Source organism: Streptomyces sp. AN091965 (genome assembly GCF_022698285.1).
Lineage (GTDB): Bacteria > Actinomycetota > Actinomycetes > Streptomycetales > Streptomycetaceae > Streptomyces.
Genome location: NZ_JALDMY010000001.1, coordinates 3,251,419 through 3,266,544, shown reverse-complemented (window position 1 = coordinate 3,266,544; position 15,126 = coordinate 3,251,419). Strand labels below are relative to the sequence as shown.

Here is a 15,126-nt window from a genome sequence, read left to right as displayed (position 1 = left end):
TTGCACTGCCTGCAACGGCGCGGCGGGGGCCTCAGTGGATGTCCCGCACCACCACGTCGAGGGACCACGCCGCGGTCGGCTTCGCGGGCGGCTGCGCCTCCACCGCGTAGCCGAGGTCCCGGAGCGCCTCCACCAGCTCCGCGGGGGACGCGGGCGCGGCCCCGGCGGTCAGGAGCGAGCGCACCACGCGGCCCTTCGTGGCCTTGTTGAAGTGGGAGACGACGGAGCGCCGTTCCACGCCGTCCACCACGCGCGCGTGCAGCACCCGTACCGTCGCGGTCCGCCCCGCGACCTCGCCCTTCGGCTTCCACCCCGCCGCGTACGCCGCGGAGCGCAGGTCCAGGACGAGCCCGTCCCCCGCGGCCTCGGGGAGCACGGCCGCCATCGGGGTGCGCCAGTGCGCGGCGAGCGCGCCGAGGCCCGGCAGCTTCACGCCCATCGAGCAGCGGTAGGAGGGGATGCGGTCGGCGACGGAGACCGCGCCCCACAGGCCGGAGAAGACGAGGAGGGAGCGCGCGGCCCGCCGCTTCGCCGCGGCGTCGAGCGTGGCCAGGTCGAGCGCGTCGTACAGGACGCCGGTGTAGATCTCACCGGCGGGCCGGGCCCCCGCGGTGCGCAGCTCGGCGTTCTTGGCGACCTCGCCGCGCAGCCCCTCGCTGAGGCCGAGGACCTCGCGTGCCTTCTCCTCGTCGGCGGCGCACAGCTCCACGAGCTCGTCGAGGACGGCGGCACGGGCCTCGGCCAGACCCGCGAGCGACAGCGACTCGGGCTTGAGCGGCGCCCCGCGCCCGGAGGCGGCCTTACCCTCGGACGGCGGCAGCAGAACGAGCACGATCACTTCTCCTTCGAGGTCACGGGGCCGGGGCCGGGCCCCCGCGACAGCGTACGGGGTGGCGCGCCGAGCGGTGGCTCCCCAGGGGCGCGGGGAACTGCGCGACCAGCCACGACGGACCCGCAGACGACGGCATCCGGATGCCACCCGGTGGGGCCGGGCCTACGCTCGGGGGTATGCCCCGGCGCAAGTTCCGCGTGACCGGCGCAGCCGAGGCCCCGCTGCGGGCCGCCCTGCGGGAGCTGCGCACAAGGCTGGACGTACCCGAGGAGTTCCCGGCGGGGGCCCTCGCGGAGGCGGAGCGCGCCGCCGCGGCCCCGCGGCTGCCCGACGAGGACGCGACGGACGTCCCCTTCTTCACGATCGACCCGCCGGCATCCGTCGACCTGGACCAGGCCATGCACCTGTCGCGGCGGCCGGGCGGCGGCTACCGGGTGCGGTACGCCATCGCCGACGTGGCCGCGTACGTCACCCCGAAGGGCCCGCTCGACGCCGAGGCCCACCGGCGCGTCACCACCCTCTACTTCCCCGACGAGAAGGTGCCGCTGCACCCGACCGCCCTCAGTGAGGGCGCGGCCAGCCTGCTGCCGGACCAGACCTGCCCGGCGCTGGTGTGGACACTCGACCTGGACGCGGACGGCCGCACCGAGTCCGCCCACGTCCGCCGCGCCCTGGTCCGCAGCCGCGCCAAGCTCGACTACGACGGCGTGCAGCGGAGCATCGACGCGGGCACCGCGGAGGAGCCGCTCGCGCTGCTCGCGGACATCGGCCGGCTCCGCGAGCGCCTTGAGGTCGAGCGCGGCGGCATCTCCCTCAACGTCCCCGAGCAGGAGGTCGTCGAGGGCGAGGGCGGCGACACGTACGCGCTCGCCTACCGCGCGCCCCTGCCCGCCGACGGCTGGAACGCCCAGATCTCCCTGCTCACCGGCATGGCCGCCGCCCAACTCATGATCGACTCCGGTACGGGCGTCCTGCGGACGCTGCCGACGGCCCCGGACGGCGCGGTCGGCCGTCTGCGCAGGACCGCGAAGGCGCTGGGCATCGACTGGCCGCACCACGTCCCGTACGCCGCGCTCGTCCGCTCCCTCGACCCGCGCCGGCCCCGCCACGCCGCGTTCCTCCAGGAGTGCACGACACTGCTGCGCGGCGCCGGGTACACCGCGTTCAGCGGCGGCGAGGTCCCCGAGCTGACGACCCACGCCGCGGTGGCCGCGCCGTACGCGCACTGCACGGCGCCGCTGCGCCGCCTCGTCGACCGGTACGCGGCCGAGCTGTGCCTGGCCGCGTGCGCGGACGCCGCGCCCCCGGAGTGGGTGCTCGCGGCCCTGTCCGGCCTGCCCAAGGAGATGGCGGAGGGCACGCGGCGCGGCAACGCCGTGGAGCGCGCGAGCGTCGACATCGTCGAGGCGGCCCTGCTCAAGGACCGCGTGGGCGAGCTCTTCGACGGGGTGGTCGTGGACGTGAAGGAGGCGGAACCGGCCGTCGGCACCGTCCAGCTGACCGACCCCGCCGTCGTCGCCCGCATCGAATCGGCCGCGGCCCGGCTGCCCCTGGGCGAACGCCTGCGCGTCCGCCTCGCCCGGGCGGACCCCGCCGAGGCGAAGGTCCTGTTCACTCCGGCGTGACGAGGTCGTGCGCCGTCGGCGGGACCGGCGCCTTCCGCCGCTCCTGGGCGCCGCGGAGCGCGTCGACGAGGCCCTTCGGTCGTCGACGTGCAGCCGCACCACCCGGGCGTACGCCGTCCGCCCCGGCGGCCGGACGAACGCGACGGATTCGCCGAGCTCCACGGTGACCGTCGTCTGGTTACCGACGGAGACGTCGACCGTGCCGTCGGCGCCGAAAAGGTCAAGCCTCCGTCTTGACGGCTAACAGCGTTAGCCATACGGTGTGGCTAACGCTGTTAGCTGCACTCGGAGGAGACCTCATGGCCGCCGTCGCCACCCCCGCACCGAAGGCCCCGGCCCGCACCGCCGTGCGTGTCGTGCTGCGCGTCGGCTGGTTCGCCGCCGCCGTGTTCTGGACGGTCCTCGCCGTCCTGGAGGGCGTGCACCACGGCTGGCCCGCGGGCACCGCCGCGCTGCTCTTCGCCCTCGCCCCCGACCTGGCCCTCTTCGTCGGTCTGGGCGAGGCGCCCCGCACGGCCCGCGGCCAGCTCCCGCCCCGCGCCGTCCCGTACTACAACGCGGCCCACCGCGCCCTGGTCCCCCTCGCGCTCCTCGCCGTCTACACCGTCGTGCCCCTCACCTGGCCCCCCGTGCTCGCGGCCCTGTGCGGCTGGCTCGCCCACATCTCGTACGATCGCGCCTTCGGCTATGGACTGCGTACGAAGGAAGGGTTCCAGCGTGGCTGACCGAGGAAGGGTTCCGGCGTGGCCGACCAGCGACTGACCGCCCGCGCCCGCGAGATCGTCACGGCGGCCCGCGCCCTCGTGGAGGAGGCGGGCCCCGAGGCGCTGACCATGCGCTCCCTCGCCGACCGGCTCGGCATCAAGGCGCCGTCGCTGTACAAGCACTTCCCCGACAAGGCCGCGGTCGAGGTCGAGCTGATCGCCCAGCACCTTGCCGAGTCCGCCGCGGCCTGCGAGGCCGCCGTGGACCGCGCGCCCGGCTCCCTCGCGGCCCTCGCCGAGGCCTACCGGACCCACGCCCTGGCCCACCCGCACCTCTACCGCCTGGCCACCGAAGGCCCCCTGCCCCGGCACGCCCTGCCGCCCGGCCTGGAGGAACGGGCGGCGGCTCCGCTGCTCCGCGTCTGCGATGGCGACGCGGAACGGGCCCGCGCCGTATGGGCCTTCGCCCACGGCATGGTCATCCTGGAGATCCACGGCCGCTTTCCCGAGGGCGTCGGCCTCGGGGAAGCGTGGAAGCGGGGCGTGACGGCGTTCGAGGGAAGCGCCCGGTAGGGAGGCGCCCCCCAGGGGGCGCGGAGCTTTGTCGACATGCGGCTCTCTCGTACGGGCGGCCCCCGTAGGGGCGCGGGGAACTGCGCGACCAGCCACGACGGATCCGCAGGGACGCGACGACCGGCAAGGCACGTCCAGCACGGAGGCACGGGGGGGCGACGGGGATGACTGGCAGGGGAGGGGCACGTGGCGGCACCGAACGCGGGGGCGGCGAGCGCGGTGGCGGTGGCGGTGGCGGTGGCGAGCGCGGTGGCGGTGGCGGTGGCGAGCGAGCGATCTGGACCCGAGCCCCCTTGGGGGGCGGCGCCACACTGGACCTGCTGACCGCCCGCTTCGACCGGCACCGCTACGCCCCGCACGCCCACGACGAGTTCACCGTCGGCGTCTGCGTGGCGGGCAGCGAGATCATCGACTACCGGGGCGGCCGCCTCGACATCGGCCCCGGCGCCGTGGTCGTCCTCGCCCCCGGTGAACCCCACACCGGCCGCCCCGCCCCCGGCGACGGCTACGCGTACCGCGCGATGTACCCGGCCCCGCACCTGCTGGCCGACGCGACCAGGGACCTGCCGCACTTCAGGGAGGCGGTCGTGGACGACAGACAGCTGGCGGAGGCCCTCTACGCGGCCCACACCGACCTGAGCGGAGACGGCACCACCGACCCCCTGACCGCGCTCGCCGCCGAGTCCCGGATCGCGTGGCTGCTCAGTACGCTGGCCCGCCGCCACGGCAGCGCGCGCCCCGCACCGGACGCGGTCCCGGGCGCGGCCGTCGTAGCCCTCGCCGTCCGCGACCGGCTGGCGGACGACCTCAGGACGCCGCCCACGCTCGCCGACCTCGCGGCCGAAACCGGCCTGTCCCGCTACCAGTTGCTGCGTGCCTTCCGTACGACGATGGGGATGCCGCCCTACGCCTGGCTGGCCCAGCACCGGGTCGCCAGGGCCCGCGCGCTCCTGGAGGCGGGGCGCAGGCCCGCCGAGGTCGCGGCCCTGGTGGGCTTCGCCGACCAGGCACATCTCACGCGCTGGTTCAGGAGGGTGCTGGGGGTGACACCGGCGGCGTACCGCGCCAGCGTGCGCGCGGGCGCCGCGTACGCGACCTGAGCGTGGTGGGCCCCGCGGCCCCGCTCCTCCCCGGCGCGCAACAACGTTCAAGACACCCACCGCCACCTCTCCGCACACTGCGGGCATGACGGCACGTGGCTGGTTCCTCTTCTCCCTCATGGGTGTCCTGTGGGGCATCCCGTACTTGATGATCAAGGTGGCGGTCGACAGCGATCTGACACCCTCGATGGTGGTGTTCACGCGCTGCGCGCTCGGCGCCGCGCTGCTGCTGCCCTTCGCGATACGCCAGGGCGGACTCCCCGGCGTACTGAAGACCCACTGGCGCCCGATGCTGGCCTTCGCCGCCGTGGAGATCCTCGGCCCCTGGTGGACCCTGACGGATGCCGAACGGCACCTGTCCAGCTCCACCGCGGGCCTCCTGATCGCCGCGGTGCCGATCATCGGCGCCGCCCTCGCCCGCTTCTTCGGCGCCGCCGAACGCCTCGGCAGCCGCCGCCTCACCGGCCTCGGGCTCGGCTTCGCGGGGGTCGCGGTCCTGACCGTGCCGCAGCTGACGGGCGGCGACGCCTGGTCCCTGACCGAGGTCCTGATCACGGCGCTCGGCTACGCCACGGCCCCGCTGATCGTGGCCCGCCACCTCCGGCAGGTGCCCACGCTCCAGCTGATCGCCCCGTGCCTGGCGCTCGCGGCGGTCGTGTACGCCCCCGCGGCGGCGGCGACCTGGCCGGGCGAGGTCCCGGACACCAAGACGCTCGCGGCCCTGGCGGGCCTCGGCGTCATCTGCACGGCCCTGGCCTTCGTGGTCTTCCTGGAACTCATCCACGAGGCGGGCCCGACCCGGGCCGTCGTCTTCACGTACGTCAACCCGGCGGTGGCGGCGATCGCGGGCGTCGTCTTCCTCTCCGAGCACCTCACCCCCTCCTTCTGGGCCGCCTTCACCCTGATCCTGGCGGGCTCGTTCCTGGCCACGGCGGCCTCGGCGCCGCGGGGCCGGTCACGGCGGGTACCATGGTCGACACGGCAGACGAGCCGGGCGGACGGCCGCGTGGAGGTCCTTGCGGACCTCTCCGAGGAACGTCCGGGCTCCACAGGGCAAGGTGGTGGCTAACGGCCACCCGGGGTGACCCGCGGGACAGTGCCACAGAAAGCAGACCGCCCAGCTTGCTGGGTAAGGGTGAAACGGTGGTGTAAGAGACCACCAGCGCCTGAGGTGACTCAGGCGGCTAGGTAAACCCCACCTGGAGCAAGGTCAAGAGGAAGCACCCCGGTGCTTCTGCGCGGACGTTCGAGGGCTGCCCGCCCGAGTCCGCGGGTAGACCGCACGAGGTCGGCGGCAACGCCGGCCCTAGATGGATGGCCGTCTCCCCGGCCGCCGCGAGGCGCCCGGGCGACAGAACCCGGCGTACAGCCCGACTCGTCTGCCTTCCCGCCTCTGACCAGCGCGCTTACTGCGCAAGTGCGCACTGGACGTGCACTGCTCCTGCGCCCGGGATGTGCACTGGCTCCTGCACCCGCACGCCCCGCTGCCCGCGAGCCCGCTTCCGGCCCGCGCTGGGATGGGCCGTGGGAGCAACGCCTCACCTGTCTGCGCTCGGCCTTCTCCTGGCCGTCCACCACATGGCGCTGTACGGCACCCGCCGCGAGCAGATGCGGCCCGCACGCCGCCTGCCTACTACTCGAACGCGCCCGCCAAGAGGATGAGCCGTGGAGTGCGGCCGAGGAGCGGGCACTCGCTAGGCGGTGAGGTGGCGCGTGAGTGCCTTCAGGGTTTCCCAGACGGAGGGGTCGCTGCCGTCGCCCAGGGGGTAGTGCAGGGCGGGACCGTCGGCGGGGCCCAGCGATATGGGGGTGGCGTCGATCGGGGGGCGGCGGGCGTGGGTGAGGCCGACCTTCCGTACGGCGTCGGGGCCGAGAGTGAAGGCGAGGGGGATCGGCGGGGTCTCCCAGCGTGGAGGGATGGTCAGGTCGCGGCGGGCGGCGCGCAGGCTCGTGAGCATGGAGACGAGGCCGTGCTCGGCGGCAAGGGCTTCGGCGAGGGGCGCGATGGTGTCGACTGCTGGGGTCTCGCCGAGGCCGAAACCGATGGCGAGGGTGACGTCTTCCTCCACCCCGGCGGGGGTGCGGGAGACATGGATCGTGGCAAGGGCGGGGCGGGAAGGGTTCCCGACGGCGATGAGCCAGGTGGGCCGGGGCGCGCGTCGGCGGGCCAGGGCGGTGACCTGGCGACGTGACCAGGGCAGGTTGACGGGTTCTGCCGTGCTCCAGCCCGCGGGCGGGGCGCCGGTGAGGTGCCGGAAGGCGGTTTCCAGTGCACCTGCGAGTACGAGACTGTCCTCCGCCGAGTGCCGCGCGCGGATGGAGAGGAGCAGCTGACGCTCGCCTGAGTCGGTGGCGGGTGCGAAGGCTGCTGCCGGGCGCGCTGTGCCGTCTTCCCCGCGTACGGGAGTGAACTGGCCGTCCTGCCAGTGCAGTACAGCGCCCGAGAGTCCGTCGTAGTAGCGGTTGTCCGGGTGTTGGACGACCCATCGGTTCGGGTGGCCCTGGAGAGCCGTGCGGGTGGCCTGGGAGAGGCGGGCGTGTGGCGGTGTGACGATCTGCAGGGCGAGGTCGGCGGTAGTCGCGATGTGCAGGGCATCGGACATCCAGCTGGTCATGGCGACGACGGGGCGGTCTTGGATGACGACGGCCGCTTTGTCGGTCAGTACGTCGAGGGCGGGCGGGGGCGCTTGATCCGGGGCCGGGAGGTCGGCAGGGAGTTCGACGACCGCGGTGTGGGCGGTTCGCGGGGGCCACACGCTGCCGCCGAGCACGGCCGTCACCCGCCCGGCGAAGGACCCGGCGAGCCGCCCGGCTTCTTCCCAGGCCGTGGCGGCGCGGGCCTCCGTCCACCAGAAGGGGCCGTCGGGTGCGGGCACGCCATCACCGAGCAACCGTTCGGCCTCGCCGGGCACTTGGACGAAGAGGGGTGCCTCGACCGACACCAGCGGCAGCCCGCTCGGCGCACACAACTGCACGACGGCTCCGTTGGCCAGCGTTCCGACCGTGAGGTCGGGACCACCCGCGAACAGCCCGGCGAGCACGGTCTTGGGGTCGGGCATGGTCGGGGTGAGGGCGATGACGTCCCTGGTCACGGTTGTTCGATCTCCGTCAGGTGCGCTCGGATGGAATGCTCGCCGGGCCAGGCGTGCTGGAGCAGGCACTTGGGCTGGTATGCCAACTCGACGTCTACGGGGATCGCTCACCGTGAACCAGGTGACAGAGGCTGGCGGCCTCAGGGCCGCGGTTCACTCATCATGGCTTGGCGAAACACGGAGCACCGCTTCGGCGTTAGCGATCATCCTGGCAATCTCAATGGGGGGATTCCTGAACTCCTCCATGACGACGTCATACGGCTCTACCCGATGCGTCTCACCATCGAGTCCTGAGGCTTGAATGCAGTAGCGATAGCCAGCTGGGGAACTGGGATCGTCGACGCGGGTCCAGGCGGCTCCACGTCGACGAACGAGGACGTCGCCGAGGAACGAAGTGAGGTCACTGTGCAGTGTGATCCAGTCCGACTGTTCGAACTGGTCAAGAGGCAGGCGTGAAACGTAGTTCTGGAGTCCGGGCAGTAGTTCCAGTGGATCCGCCTCAAACCGATCACGCGTAATACCCAGCATGTCCGCAAGATGACCGACGTTCCGATGGGCCCCCTCAGCCCATTCCTGGGTTTCCGCGTCGACCTCTTCCGGCGTTCCGTCGTGCATGATGCCTAGCCTTTCAATCGCCCTGTGGCAAGTCTATTTCTTCGGAGTGGGGCCGTACTCAAGGAATATGATCCTGGCCTTCTTCAGGTATTCTCTGAGTTCAGCCGAAGGGCCAGCATGTGTGAACGACCAGCGTGGATCATACTTTGGATTGATCCGCCTCAATGCTATGTCCTTGTGGATCTGTTCCTTTATGTGTTTACTGAGCGGGACTTCGCCCTTGACCGCCTTCTTGGTGCCGTCGTGCAACGTGATCGTGCGGTATTCGTGGTAAGTCTTCACTTCGACCGCGAGCGTACGGCCGTCAGGCATGTCGACCGGCACATCTACCTTCCGCCCGCCCGATGCCGTAACTGGATACACCGGGTCTGCATTTGTGGGAACCGGGTAGTGGCGTTCCGGGGCCCCGCCGAACATTTGCCGGTGGAACTCTTCACCGCGTTCCCAACGAGTACGCGGATGGCGCGTTTTGCGAACGTCGTCCAGTGTGAGCGGGCCGTCCGCGGGAAGCAACTCTGGTCTGGTCGGGCCGGGGTGATGGCCGGTATCGGCATCGTGGGCGGCACCGGGCTCTTCCGCGTCCTCGCCTCGGACAGGCTCGGCTCCGTCATTCGCTCCATGTGTGTCCGGCACGTCGTCACCGACTCGCCCGCCGCTGCCCGAGCCCCGCGGATCCGGCGCATGGCTCGGCTCGCCCGTGCCGGGATGTGGGGTGTCGGTCCCGCTGGGCCGGGAGGGACTCCTCGGTGAGTTGTCGGCGGAGTGGTGATCGCCACCACCCCTGCCGGGTGCCGGTTCAGGGCCGCGAGCAGCGGCGCTACCGCCGCCTCCAGTCGCGGTGTCGTGACTGGCCTGGGGCGGCAAGTGCCCGCCCGCACTCCCATGAGCGGCTCGCGGCGACAGGCCCTTGGCCGCACCACTGTGGGAAGACTGGGCGCCGGAGCCGACCAGGGCGGGTTCTGGTTGAGGCGTAGGAGCGTTCTCCGGCTGGGCCCGTGGGTGGGCGGGGGCTTCCTGGTGGGGTGTTTCAGTGATGGGTTTGCCGTCGGCGTCGGCCCGGACCCACTTGCCGTCCTTGATGACAACTTTGGAGCCGTCGTCGAGGGGGAGCTCGCTGTACACGCCACTGCGGTCGGGCGTGAGGCCGAGGCCGGGGCGGAGGCGGCTGGTGACCTCGGAGAGCTTCGGCAGGGAGCGGATGGCCTTCCCGGTGGCTCGTGCTCCCAGGACGACGGGATCGATGGCGTTGCCGACCTTGGCCAGGGCACCGGCGCCCTTGGCCGCGATGCTGCCGCCCTTGGCCGCGGCGGATGCCGCTCCCATCGGTGCGGCGCCCAGAGTGAGCATGTTGAAGGTTGCCGTGCCCGCGGCCCGTGCGGGATTCTCGTCCCACTGGTCCCAGGCGACGACGGCCTTCGCGAAGTCCCTGGCGGCCTGCTTCTGCCGTTTCTCCCCGGCGCTCTCCTTGTCGGGGCCGAACGCTTGGTCCATGACCCAGTCGTAGGGCTTCACCGAGTACTGGCCTATGCCGCCGATGACGTCTCCGAGCTTGCTCCAGGCGTCGCTCGTGTCGCCCTCACCGATACCGGCCAGCGTGCCGAGGCCCTTCAGGCCGGCCCACGCGCCGTCGACGATCAGGCCGTCCCATAGGGAGGACTTGGCGCCGTGCACGAACCAGTCCACGCTGCCGGTCTCGTAGGTCCGGCTTTCCTGAGTCCCCCAGGGGAGTTCCTTGGCACCTTTGAGGGTGTCGAGGTCATATCCGTACATGACCTCCTTCTTGTTCGCCTTGTGACTGCCGTCATCCACGACGAACTTTGGGCCGCCCACGATCGCGGAAATCTTGGAAGCCGCGTTCCGCTCCGCTTCCTCGAAGGCGTTCTTGGCGGCGGCCACATCGTGCATCAGCTGCTTGTGCTCATCGACCTTGTCCTGGTCCTCCGTCCAGTCGTCGTCACCCTCGACGCTGGCTGCAAAAGCCACGGCGCGTGCCCGCAGCCGGTCCAGCCGCTTGGCGAAGGGACGGGCCTCGGAAACGAAGGTCTCCAGGGCATCGGCAACCTTCTCCAGATTCCCGGCGAAGGAATCGGCCCTGTCCATCACCGGCTGGGTGGTGGCGAACAGGTCTTCGGCTTCCGGTGCCTTGTAGTAGGCGCCCAGCATCTGGAAGCGGGAGTGCACCGAGGCCCCGCCGCTACGGATGCCCACGGCATTGCTCCGCAGCTCGGATATGTCCTTTTCCAGTTGTTCGAAGCTGCCTGTGAACTGCGGTATGCCCGTCGGGTCGATCACTTGTGGCCGTCCTGCTTGCCACCCACGCGCGGCAGGTCGACGACGGGCGCGGCCAGGGACCGGAACTGGGCGATCGTCGCCATGTGCAGGTCACCAATGACGTAGAAGGTGGTGGCCTCGTGCGCCCCGTTCACCGACTTCGCGGCCCGGGCGCCGAGAAACAGCACATCCTGCGCGGTCTCCTGCGCGAACAGTGCGAGCGCCGCGCCGATCGGCCCCGTCGCGTCCGAGCCGCAGGACGCCTCGCCCAGCGTGCCCGCGGAGGCCGCCGCGCTCTTCACGTTCCTTCCGTACGCCTTGACGTCCTTGGCCAGGTCGTCCATCGCCAGCCCCACCAGCGACGTCACCGACGACACCCCTGACGGTGAGATGTCCCACCCCGTCACGACAACCCCCTGTGAATCCCTGTTGTGTGCCTACGCGCGCGACGACGGCCTGTCGCGCTCAGCCGATGCTGTTCACTGCCGCCCGCGCTCGCGACAGGGTCGACTGCGCCGTCCCGTCGTTCTCCTCCAGCGTCGAGCGCACCAGGCGGATGATCTCGCGGACCTCGTTCGCCGCCTTGTTCCAGCGCACTTCCTTGCCGTGGTATTCGTCCGAGACACCGTCGGCCTGGTAGTCCGCCATCGCCGCCTTCACCGCCCGGTCCCGGTCCCCGAGCACCCGCTCCAACTGCCCGATGACGACGTGCAAACCACCCTGCACATCCGCCGACGCACCCGTGTCATACGAACGCCGGTCCTGATTCCCTGCCATGACAAACCCCTTTAGCAGTGCTGAAAGTGGACACGCTCAGCCGGAGAAGCGGGCCGCCTGGAAATTGGCCGCGCCCATGTTCCGCCGCGCGTTGTCCGACTGCTCCTGCGTGCCCGTCCCGAACGCCTCGTCCATGCCCGCCTGGCCACCCAGGATCGAGCGCAGCGAACCGTTCAACGCCGCCGTGATCTCGTCCGCCCGCAGCTTGAAGGAGTCGAACGTCGCCTTGCCCGCGCCGTTGAACTTGCCTTCCAGTGGATCCGCCGCCGACACCAACGCCCGGATCAACGCACCCAAGTCATCACTCGACCCCGACGTCTGCTTCCCCAGCGTCGACAGCGTCGTCTCACCCATATCGAACTTCATGAATCCCCCTCCTGCTCCGCGACAGGCTGCGCCATGGGAGCGGGCGTACCTCGTCACGTCCTGCTCACGGCCCCCGCGCGCATCACGCACCGTATCGAACATGCTCTCTCGTGGGTCATTGCAGACGCAATGCAGGATGGAGACAGGTGGCTCGAACCATCCGCTGAGTGACGCCGCGGCCTACGGCACTTCGCGGACGCGGTCCGGGCGGCCTCCGGCCTGGAACCGCGCAAAGCCCAGGCCCGCACGCGGCACGCCCGCCTGGCCGCGTACAGTCCGACTCGCCTCCCCCCTTCGGCAGGGGAAGCCCCCGGCGGGTGGTCCCGGCCTGGTGTTTCAGCAGTGCGGCGTCGCGGAGGGTGTGACGCCCGGCTCGGCGGTCTGTCGTCCGGAGGCCGTCTGCTGGTGGCTCGAGAGCAGCGCGACTTCGAGATAGGCAGTTGTGCCGCTGGCGGCGGCCTGGACGGCGGCGGTGAGCAGTTCCGTGTTCGTGGCGTCGGTGAGGTGGACAGCCCTGTCCGGTTCCACCCAGTCGAACCCCAGCAGTTCGCCCTCGGGGATGCGGACGCGGGACCGGTCGGCCGGGTCGATGGTCCCGGCGAACACGAACAGCAGGCACGGCATCGGCTTGTCACCGATGCCGTAGGTGCCACCGGGAAGGTGCTGGAAGGCCAGCAGGCGGCCGACGGTGACCGGTACGCCGATCTCCTCCCGAGCCTCGCGCCGGGCACACTCGCGGGGTGTCTCCCGGCCCTCCGCCTTCCCGCCGGGGACGACCCAGTGCCCGGTCCTGGCGTGGTGCACGAGGAGCAGGCGGCCCTCGTGCTCGATGAGCGTGGCGGCGGCGACGACCGGTGTGTCCGCGGGCTGCGGGGCGATGGAGTTCTCGCTCATCGCGACAGCTTCTCGGCCCGCCGCCCGGCGGGGACGTGTTCTGGCATACGCCACCCGAAAGGGGGCGGTGCGGCTCGGACGGCTCCCGGCGCCCGGGCCGACGCGGCGCCCAGCTCGGCCCTCGCCCCGAAATGGGTGTCACCACGGATGGATTCCTGGCCACCCCCTGTCCACACTGGTCCGGTTCGGCGGGATACGCCGGGTGCGTCCGGTCCGGGAGGATGGGGGTGCTGTTGTGGGCGAGAGGGAGTGCGGTGTCGTTGTTCTGGCGGATCTTTTCGATGAACGCCGTCGTGCTCGTGGTCGCCGCGCTGCTGCTTCTCAGTCCCATGGTCACCGTGTCCAGCCCGGTGCTGCTCGGCGAGGCGCTGGTCGTGCTGGGCGGGGTCGTGGCGATGCTGGTGGCGAATGCCGTGCTGTTGCGGGTGGGGCTCGCGCCGCTGAAGCGGCTGAGCCGGGCCATGGCCGCCGCCGATCTGCTGCGGCCGGGGGCCAGGACCGCCGTCGCGGGGCACGGGGAGGTCGCCCAGCTCATCAGCACCTACAACGCCATGCTCGACCGGCTTGAGAGCGAGCGCGCCACCAGCAGCGCCCGGGCGCTGTCCGCCCAGGAGGCCGAGCGCCGCCGGGTCGCGCGGGAGCTGCACGATGAGGTGGGGCAGACCCTCACCGCCGTGTTGTTGCAGGTCAAGCGCGTTGCTGACCGGGCGCCCGAGCCGCTGCGCGAGGAGCTGAGCGGCGTGCAGGAGACCACCCGGGGCAGCCTCGACGAGATCCGGCGCATCGCGCGGCGGCTGCGCCCGGGGGTCCTGGAGGACCTGGGGCTCGTCAGCGGCCTGCGGGCCCTCGCCGCCGAGTTCACCGAGTCCGGCCTCGCCGTCCACGACCGTTTCGACTCCGGCCTGCCCCGCCTGGACGGGGAGGCCGAACTCGTGGTGTACCGCGTCGCGCAGGAGGCCCTCACCAACACCGCACGGCACGCGGGCACAGGCCGGGCCGAGTTGGCCCTGCGGTGCGCACGGGACGGGGTGGAACTGGCCGTCCGCGACGAGGGCCGTGGCCTGTGCGACGCCGCGGAAGGCTCCGGCATCCGGGGCATGCGGGAGCGCGCTCTGCTCCTCGGGGGACGGCTGACGGTGGGGGCGGACCCGGCCGGGTCCGGCACGGGCACGGTCGTACGCCTCTGGATCCCGGCGGCCCGCACCACCACGCGCCCCTTCGGGACCGACCGCGCCGTCGGGCCCGGCGGCACCGACGCGTCGGCGGGGACGGCTCCCGCCGCCCTGTTCGCCGTCGGCGCCGGCGGCCGCCCAGCCGTGCCCCCCACCTCGTACGTCTCCGACGTCCCTTGCCCGGAAGGCCCCGCATGACCGGCGTGACCGCTTCCGCCGCCGCGCGGATCCTGCTGGCTGACGACCACGCCCTGGTCCGCCGCGGGGTGCGGCTGATCCTCGACGGGGAGGAGGACCTCTCCGTGGTGGCCGAGGCGGGGGACGGGGCCGAGGCGCTCGCGCTGGCCAGGGAGGTGCGGCCGGATCTCGTGGTGCTCGACGTGGCGATGCCGCGCCTCACGGGACTCCAGGCGGCCCGGGAGCTGTCCCGGCTGCCGGACGGGCCCCGCATCCTGATCCTGACCATGTACGACAACGAGCAGTACTTCTTCGAGGCCCTCAGGGCCGGAGCGTGCGGGTACGTGCTCAAGTCCGTCGCCGACCGCGACCTCGTCGCCGCGTGCCGGTCCGCGATGCGCAACGAGCCCTTCATCTACCCCGGCGCGGAGAGCACCCTCATCCGCAAGTACCTCGACCTGCTGCGGCAGGGCCGGGCGCTGCCCCGCAAGGCGATCACCGACCGCGAGGAACAGATCCTGAAGCTCGTCGCGGAGGGGCACACCTCCAAGGAGATCGGCGACCTGCTGACCATCAGCGCCAAGACCGTGGAGCGGCACCGCGCGAACCTGCTCCACAAGCTCGGCCTGCGCGACCGGCTCGCCCTGACCCGGTACGCCATCAGGGCAGGCCTGATCGAGCCCTAGCCCGTCCTCCCGAAGGACCCCGCCGACGGCCCCGTACGACCGCCGCTCGGTGATGCCGTGCTGCCCGCGTACCCGCCCCGCCGCGGGACGTGCGTACGCCGCGCCCCAGACCCCACACCCCCCCACAGCCACCACCGCACCCACACCAAGGGGAGACTGTGCACCACCGCAGGGAACACGCGCCCGTACCCGAGGACACCGGGTACCGAAGACGCCGCCGGTTCGGCGACGGGCCCGCGCCG

At 72.0% G+C, this 15,126-nt stretch carries 13 protein-coding genes, 1 other RNA gene and 2 pseudogenes; 8 read left to right on the top strand and 8 right to left on the bottom strand.

Going from position 1 to position 15,126, the window contains the following annotated elements; all coding sequences use genetic code 11:
• Positions 1-31: 31 nt before the first annotated feature.
• Positions 32-832: a peroxide stress protein YaaA gene (gene yaaA / locus MQV74_RS13735; RefSeq protein WP_242728651.1), complete on the bottom strand. Its 801-nt coding sequence runs from the start codon at positions 830-832 to the stop codon at positions 32-34.
• 176 nt (positions 833-1,008) lie between these two features.
• Between yaaA and MQV74_RS13730 the strand changes: the two genes are divergently transcribed.
• The 6 genes and pseudogenes from MQV74_RS13730 (at position 1,009) to rnpB (ending at position 6,216) form a co-directional block, all read left to right on the top strand.
• Positions 1,009-2,457 carry an RNB domain-containing ribonuclease gene (locus tag MQV74_RS13730; RefSeq protein WP_242717435.1) on the top strand — a complete coding sequence of 483 codons (1,449 nt, stop codon included), beginning with the start codon at positions 1,009-1,011 and terminating at the stop codon, positions 2,455-2,457.
• Positions 2,458-2,756: 299 nt separating this feature from the next.
• Complete coding sequence (locus tag MQV74_RS13725) at positions 2,757-3,182, top strand: DUF4260 family protein (RefSeq protein ID WP_242717433.1); 426 nt, start codon at positions 2,757-2,759, stop codon at positions 3,180-3,182.
• Positions 3,183-3,200: 18 nt separating this feature from the next.
• Positions 3,201-3,734 carry a TetR/AcrR family transcriptional regulator gene (locus MQV74_RS13720; RefSeq protein ID WP_374120615.1) on the top strand — a complete coding sequence of 178 codons (534 nt, stop codon included), beginning with the start codon at positions 3,201-3,203 and terminating at the stop codon, positions 3,732-3,734.
• 293 nt (positions 3,735-4,027) lie between these two features.
• Positions 4,028-4,834, top strand: a complete 807-nt coding sequence (locus tag MQV74_RS13715) for an AraC family transcriptional regulator (RefSeq protein WP_242717431.1) — start codon at positions 4,028-4,030, stop codon at positions 4,832-4,834.
• An 85-nt stretch (positions 4,835-4,919) separates the two neighbouring features.
• Positions 4,920-5,702: pseudogene (locus MQV74_RS41370) on the top strand (DMT family transporter); the annotation flags it as partial.
• Between the two features lie 118 nt (positions 5,703-5,820).
• Positions 5,821-6,216: RNase P RNA component class A (rnpB, locus tag MQV74_RS13705), an RNA gene on the top strand.
• 312 nt (positions 6,217-6,528) lie between these two features.
• Here rnpB and MQV74_RS13700 read toward each other — a convergent pair.
• From MQV74_RS13700 to MQV74_RS13670, 7 genes are all read right to left on the bottom strand, one after another.
• Positions 6,529-7,926 (bottom strand): DUF6177 family protein, encoded by a 1,398-nt coding sequence (locus tag MQV74_RS13700; RefSeq protein WP_242717427.1) that lies wholly within the window; start codon positions 7,924-7,926, stop codon positions 6,529-6,531.
• Between the two features lie 153 nt (positions 7,927-8,079).
• Complete coding sequence (locus MQV74_RS13695) at positions 8,080-8,541, bottom strand: hypothetical protein (RefSeq protein ID WP_242717425.1); 462 nt, start codon at positions 8,539-8,541, stop codon at positions 8,080-8,082.
• 33 nt (positions 8,542-8,574) lie between these two features.
• Positions 8,575-10,833, bottom strand: a complete 2,259-nt coding sequence (locus tag MQV74_RS13690) for a hypothetical protein (RefSeq protein WP_242717423.1) — start codon at positions 10,831-10,833, stop codon at positions 8,575-8,577.
• Positions 10,830-11,219, bottom strand: coding sequence for a DUF6507 family protein (locus MQV74_RS13685; protein ID WP_308402266.1), 390 nt, complete (start codon positions 11,217-11,219; stop codon positions 10,830-10,832). Before MQV74_RS13685 ends, MQV74_RS13690 begins: the two co-directional genes overlap by 4 nt.
• 58 nt (positions 11,220-11,277) lie before the next feature.
• The gene (locus MQV74_RS13680; protein ID WP_242717419.1) at positions 11,278-11,589 is read right to left on the bottom strand and encodes a pore-forming ESAT-6 family protein; all 312 of its coding nucleotides are present in this window, start codon (positions 11,587-11,589) and stop codon (positions 11,278-11,280) included.
• A gap of 36 nt (positions 11,590-11,625) precedes the next feature.
• Complete coding sequence (locus tag MQV74_RS13675) at positions 11,626-11,955, bottom strand: hypothetical protein (protein ID WP_242717417.1); 330 nt, start codon at positions 11,953-11,955, stop codon at positions 11,626-11,628.
• Between the two features lie 336 nt (positions 11,956-12,291).
• Positions 12,292-12,849 carry an NUDIX domain-containing protein gene (locus MQV74_RS13670; RefSeq protein WP_242717415.1) on the bottom strand — a complete coding sequence of 186 codons (558 nt, stop codon included), beginning with the start codon at positions 12,847-12,849 and terminating at the stop codon, positions 12,292-12,294.
• A gap of 254 nt (positions 12,850-13,103) precedes the next feature.
• On the opposite strand from MQV74_RS13670, the pseudogene MQV74_RS13665 reads away from it, so the two are divergent.
• Positions 13,104-14,042: pseudogene (locus tag MQV74_RS13665) on the top strand (sensor histidine kinase); the annotation flags it as partial.
• 173 nt (positions 14,043-14,215) lie between these two features.
• Entirely contained in the window at positions 14,216-14,884 is a 669-nt protein-coding gene (locus MQV74_RS13660) for a response regulator (RefSeq protein ID WP_242717411.1), read from the top strand.
• Positions 14,885-15,126: the final 242 nt, after the last annotated feature.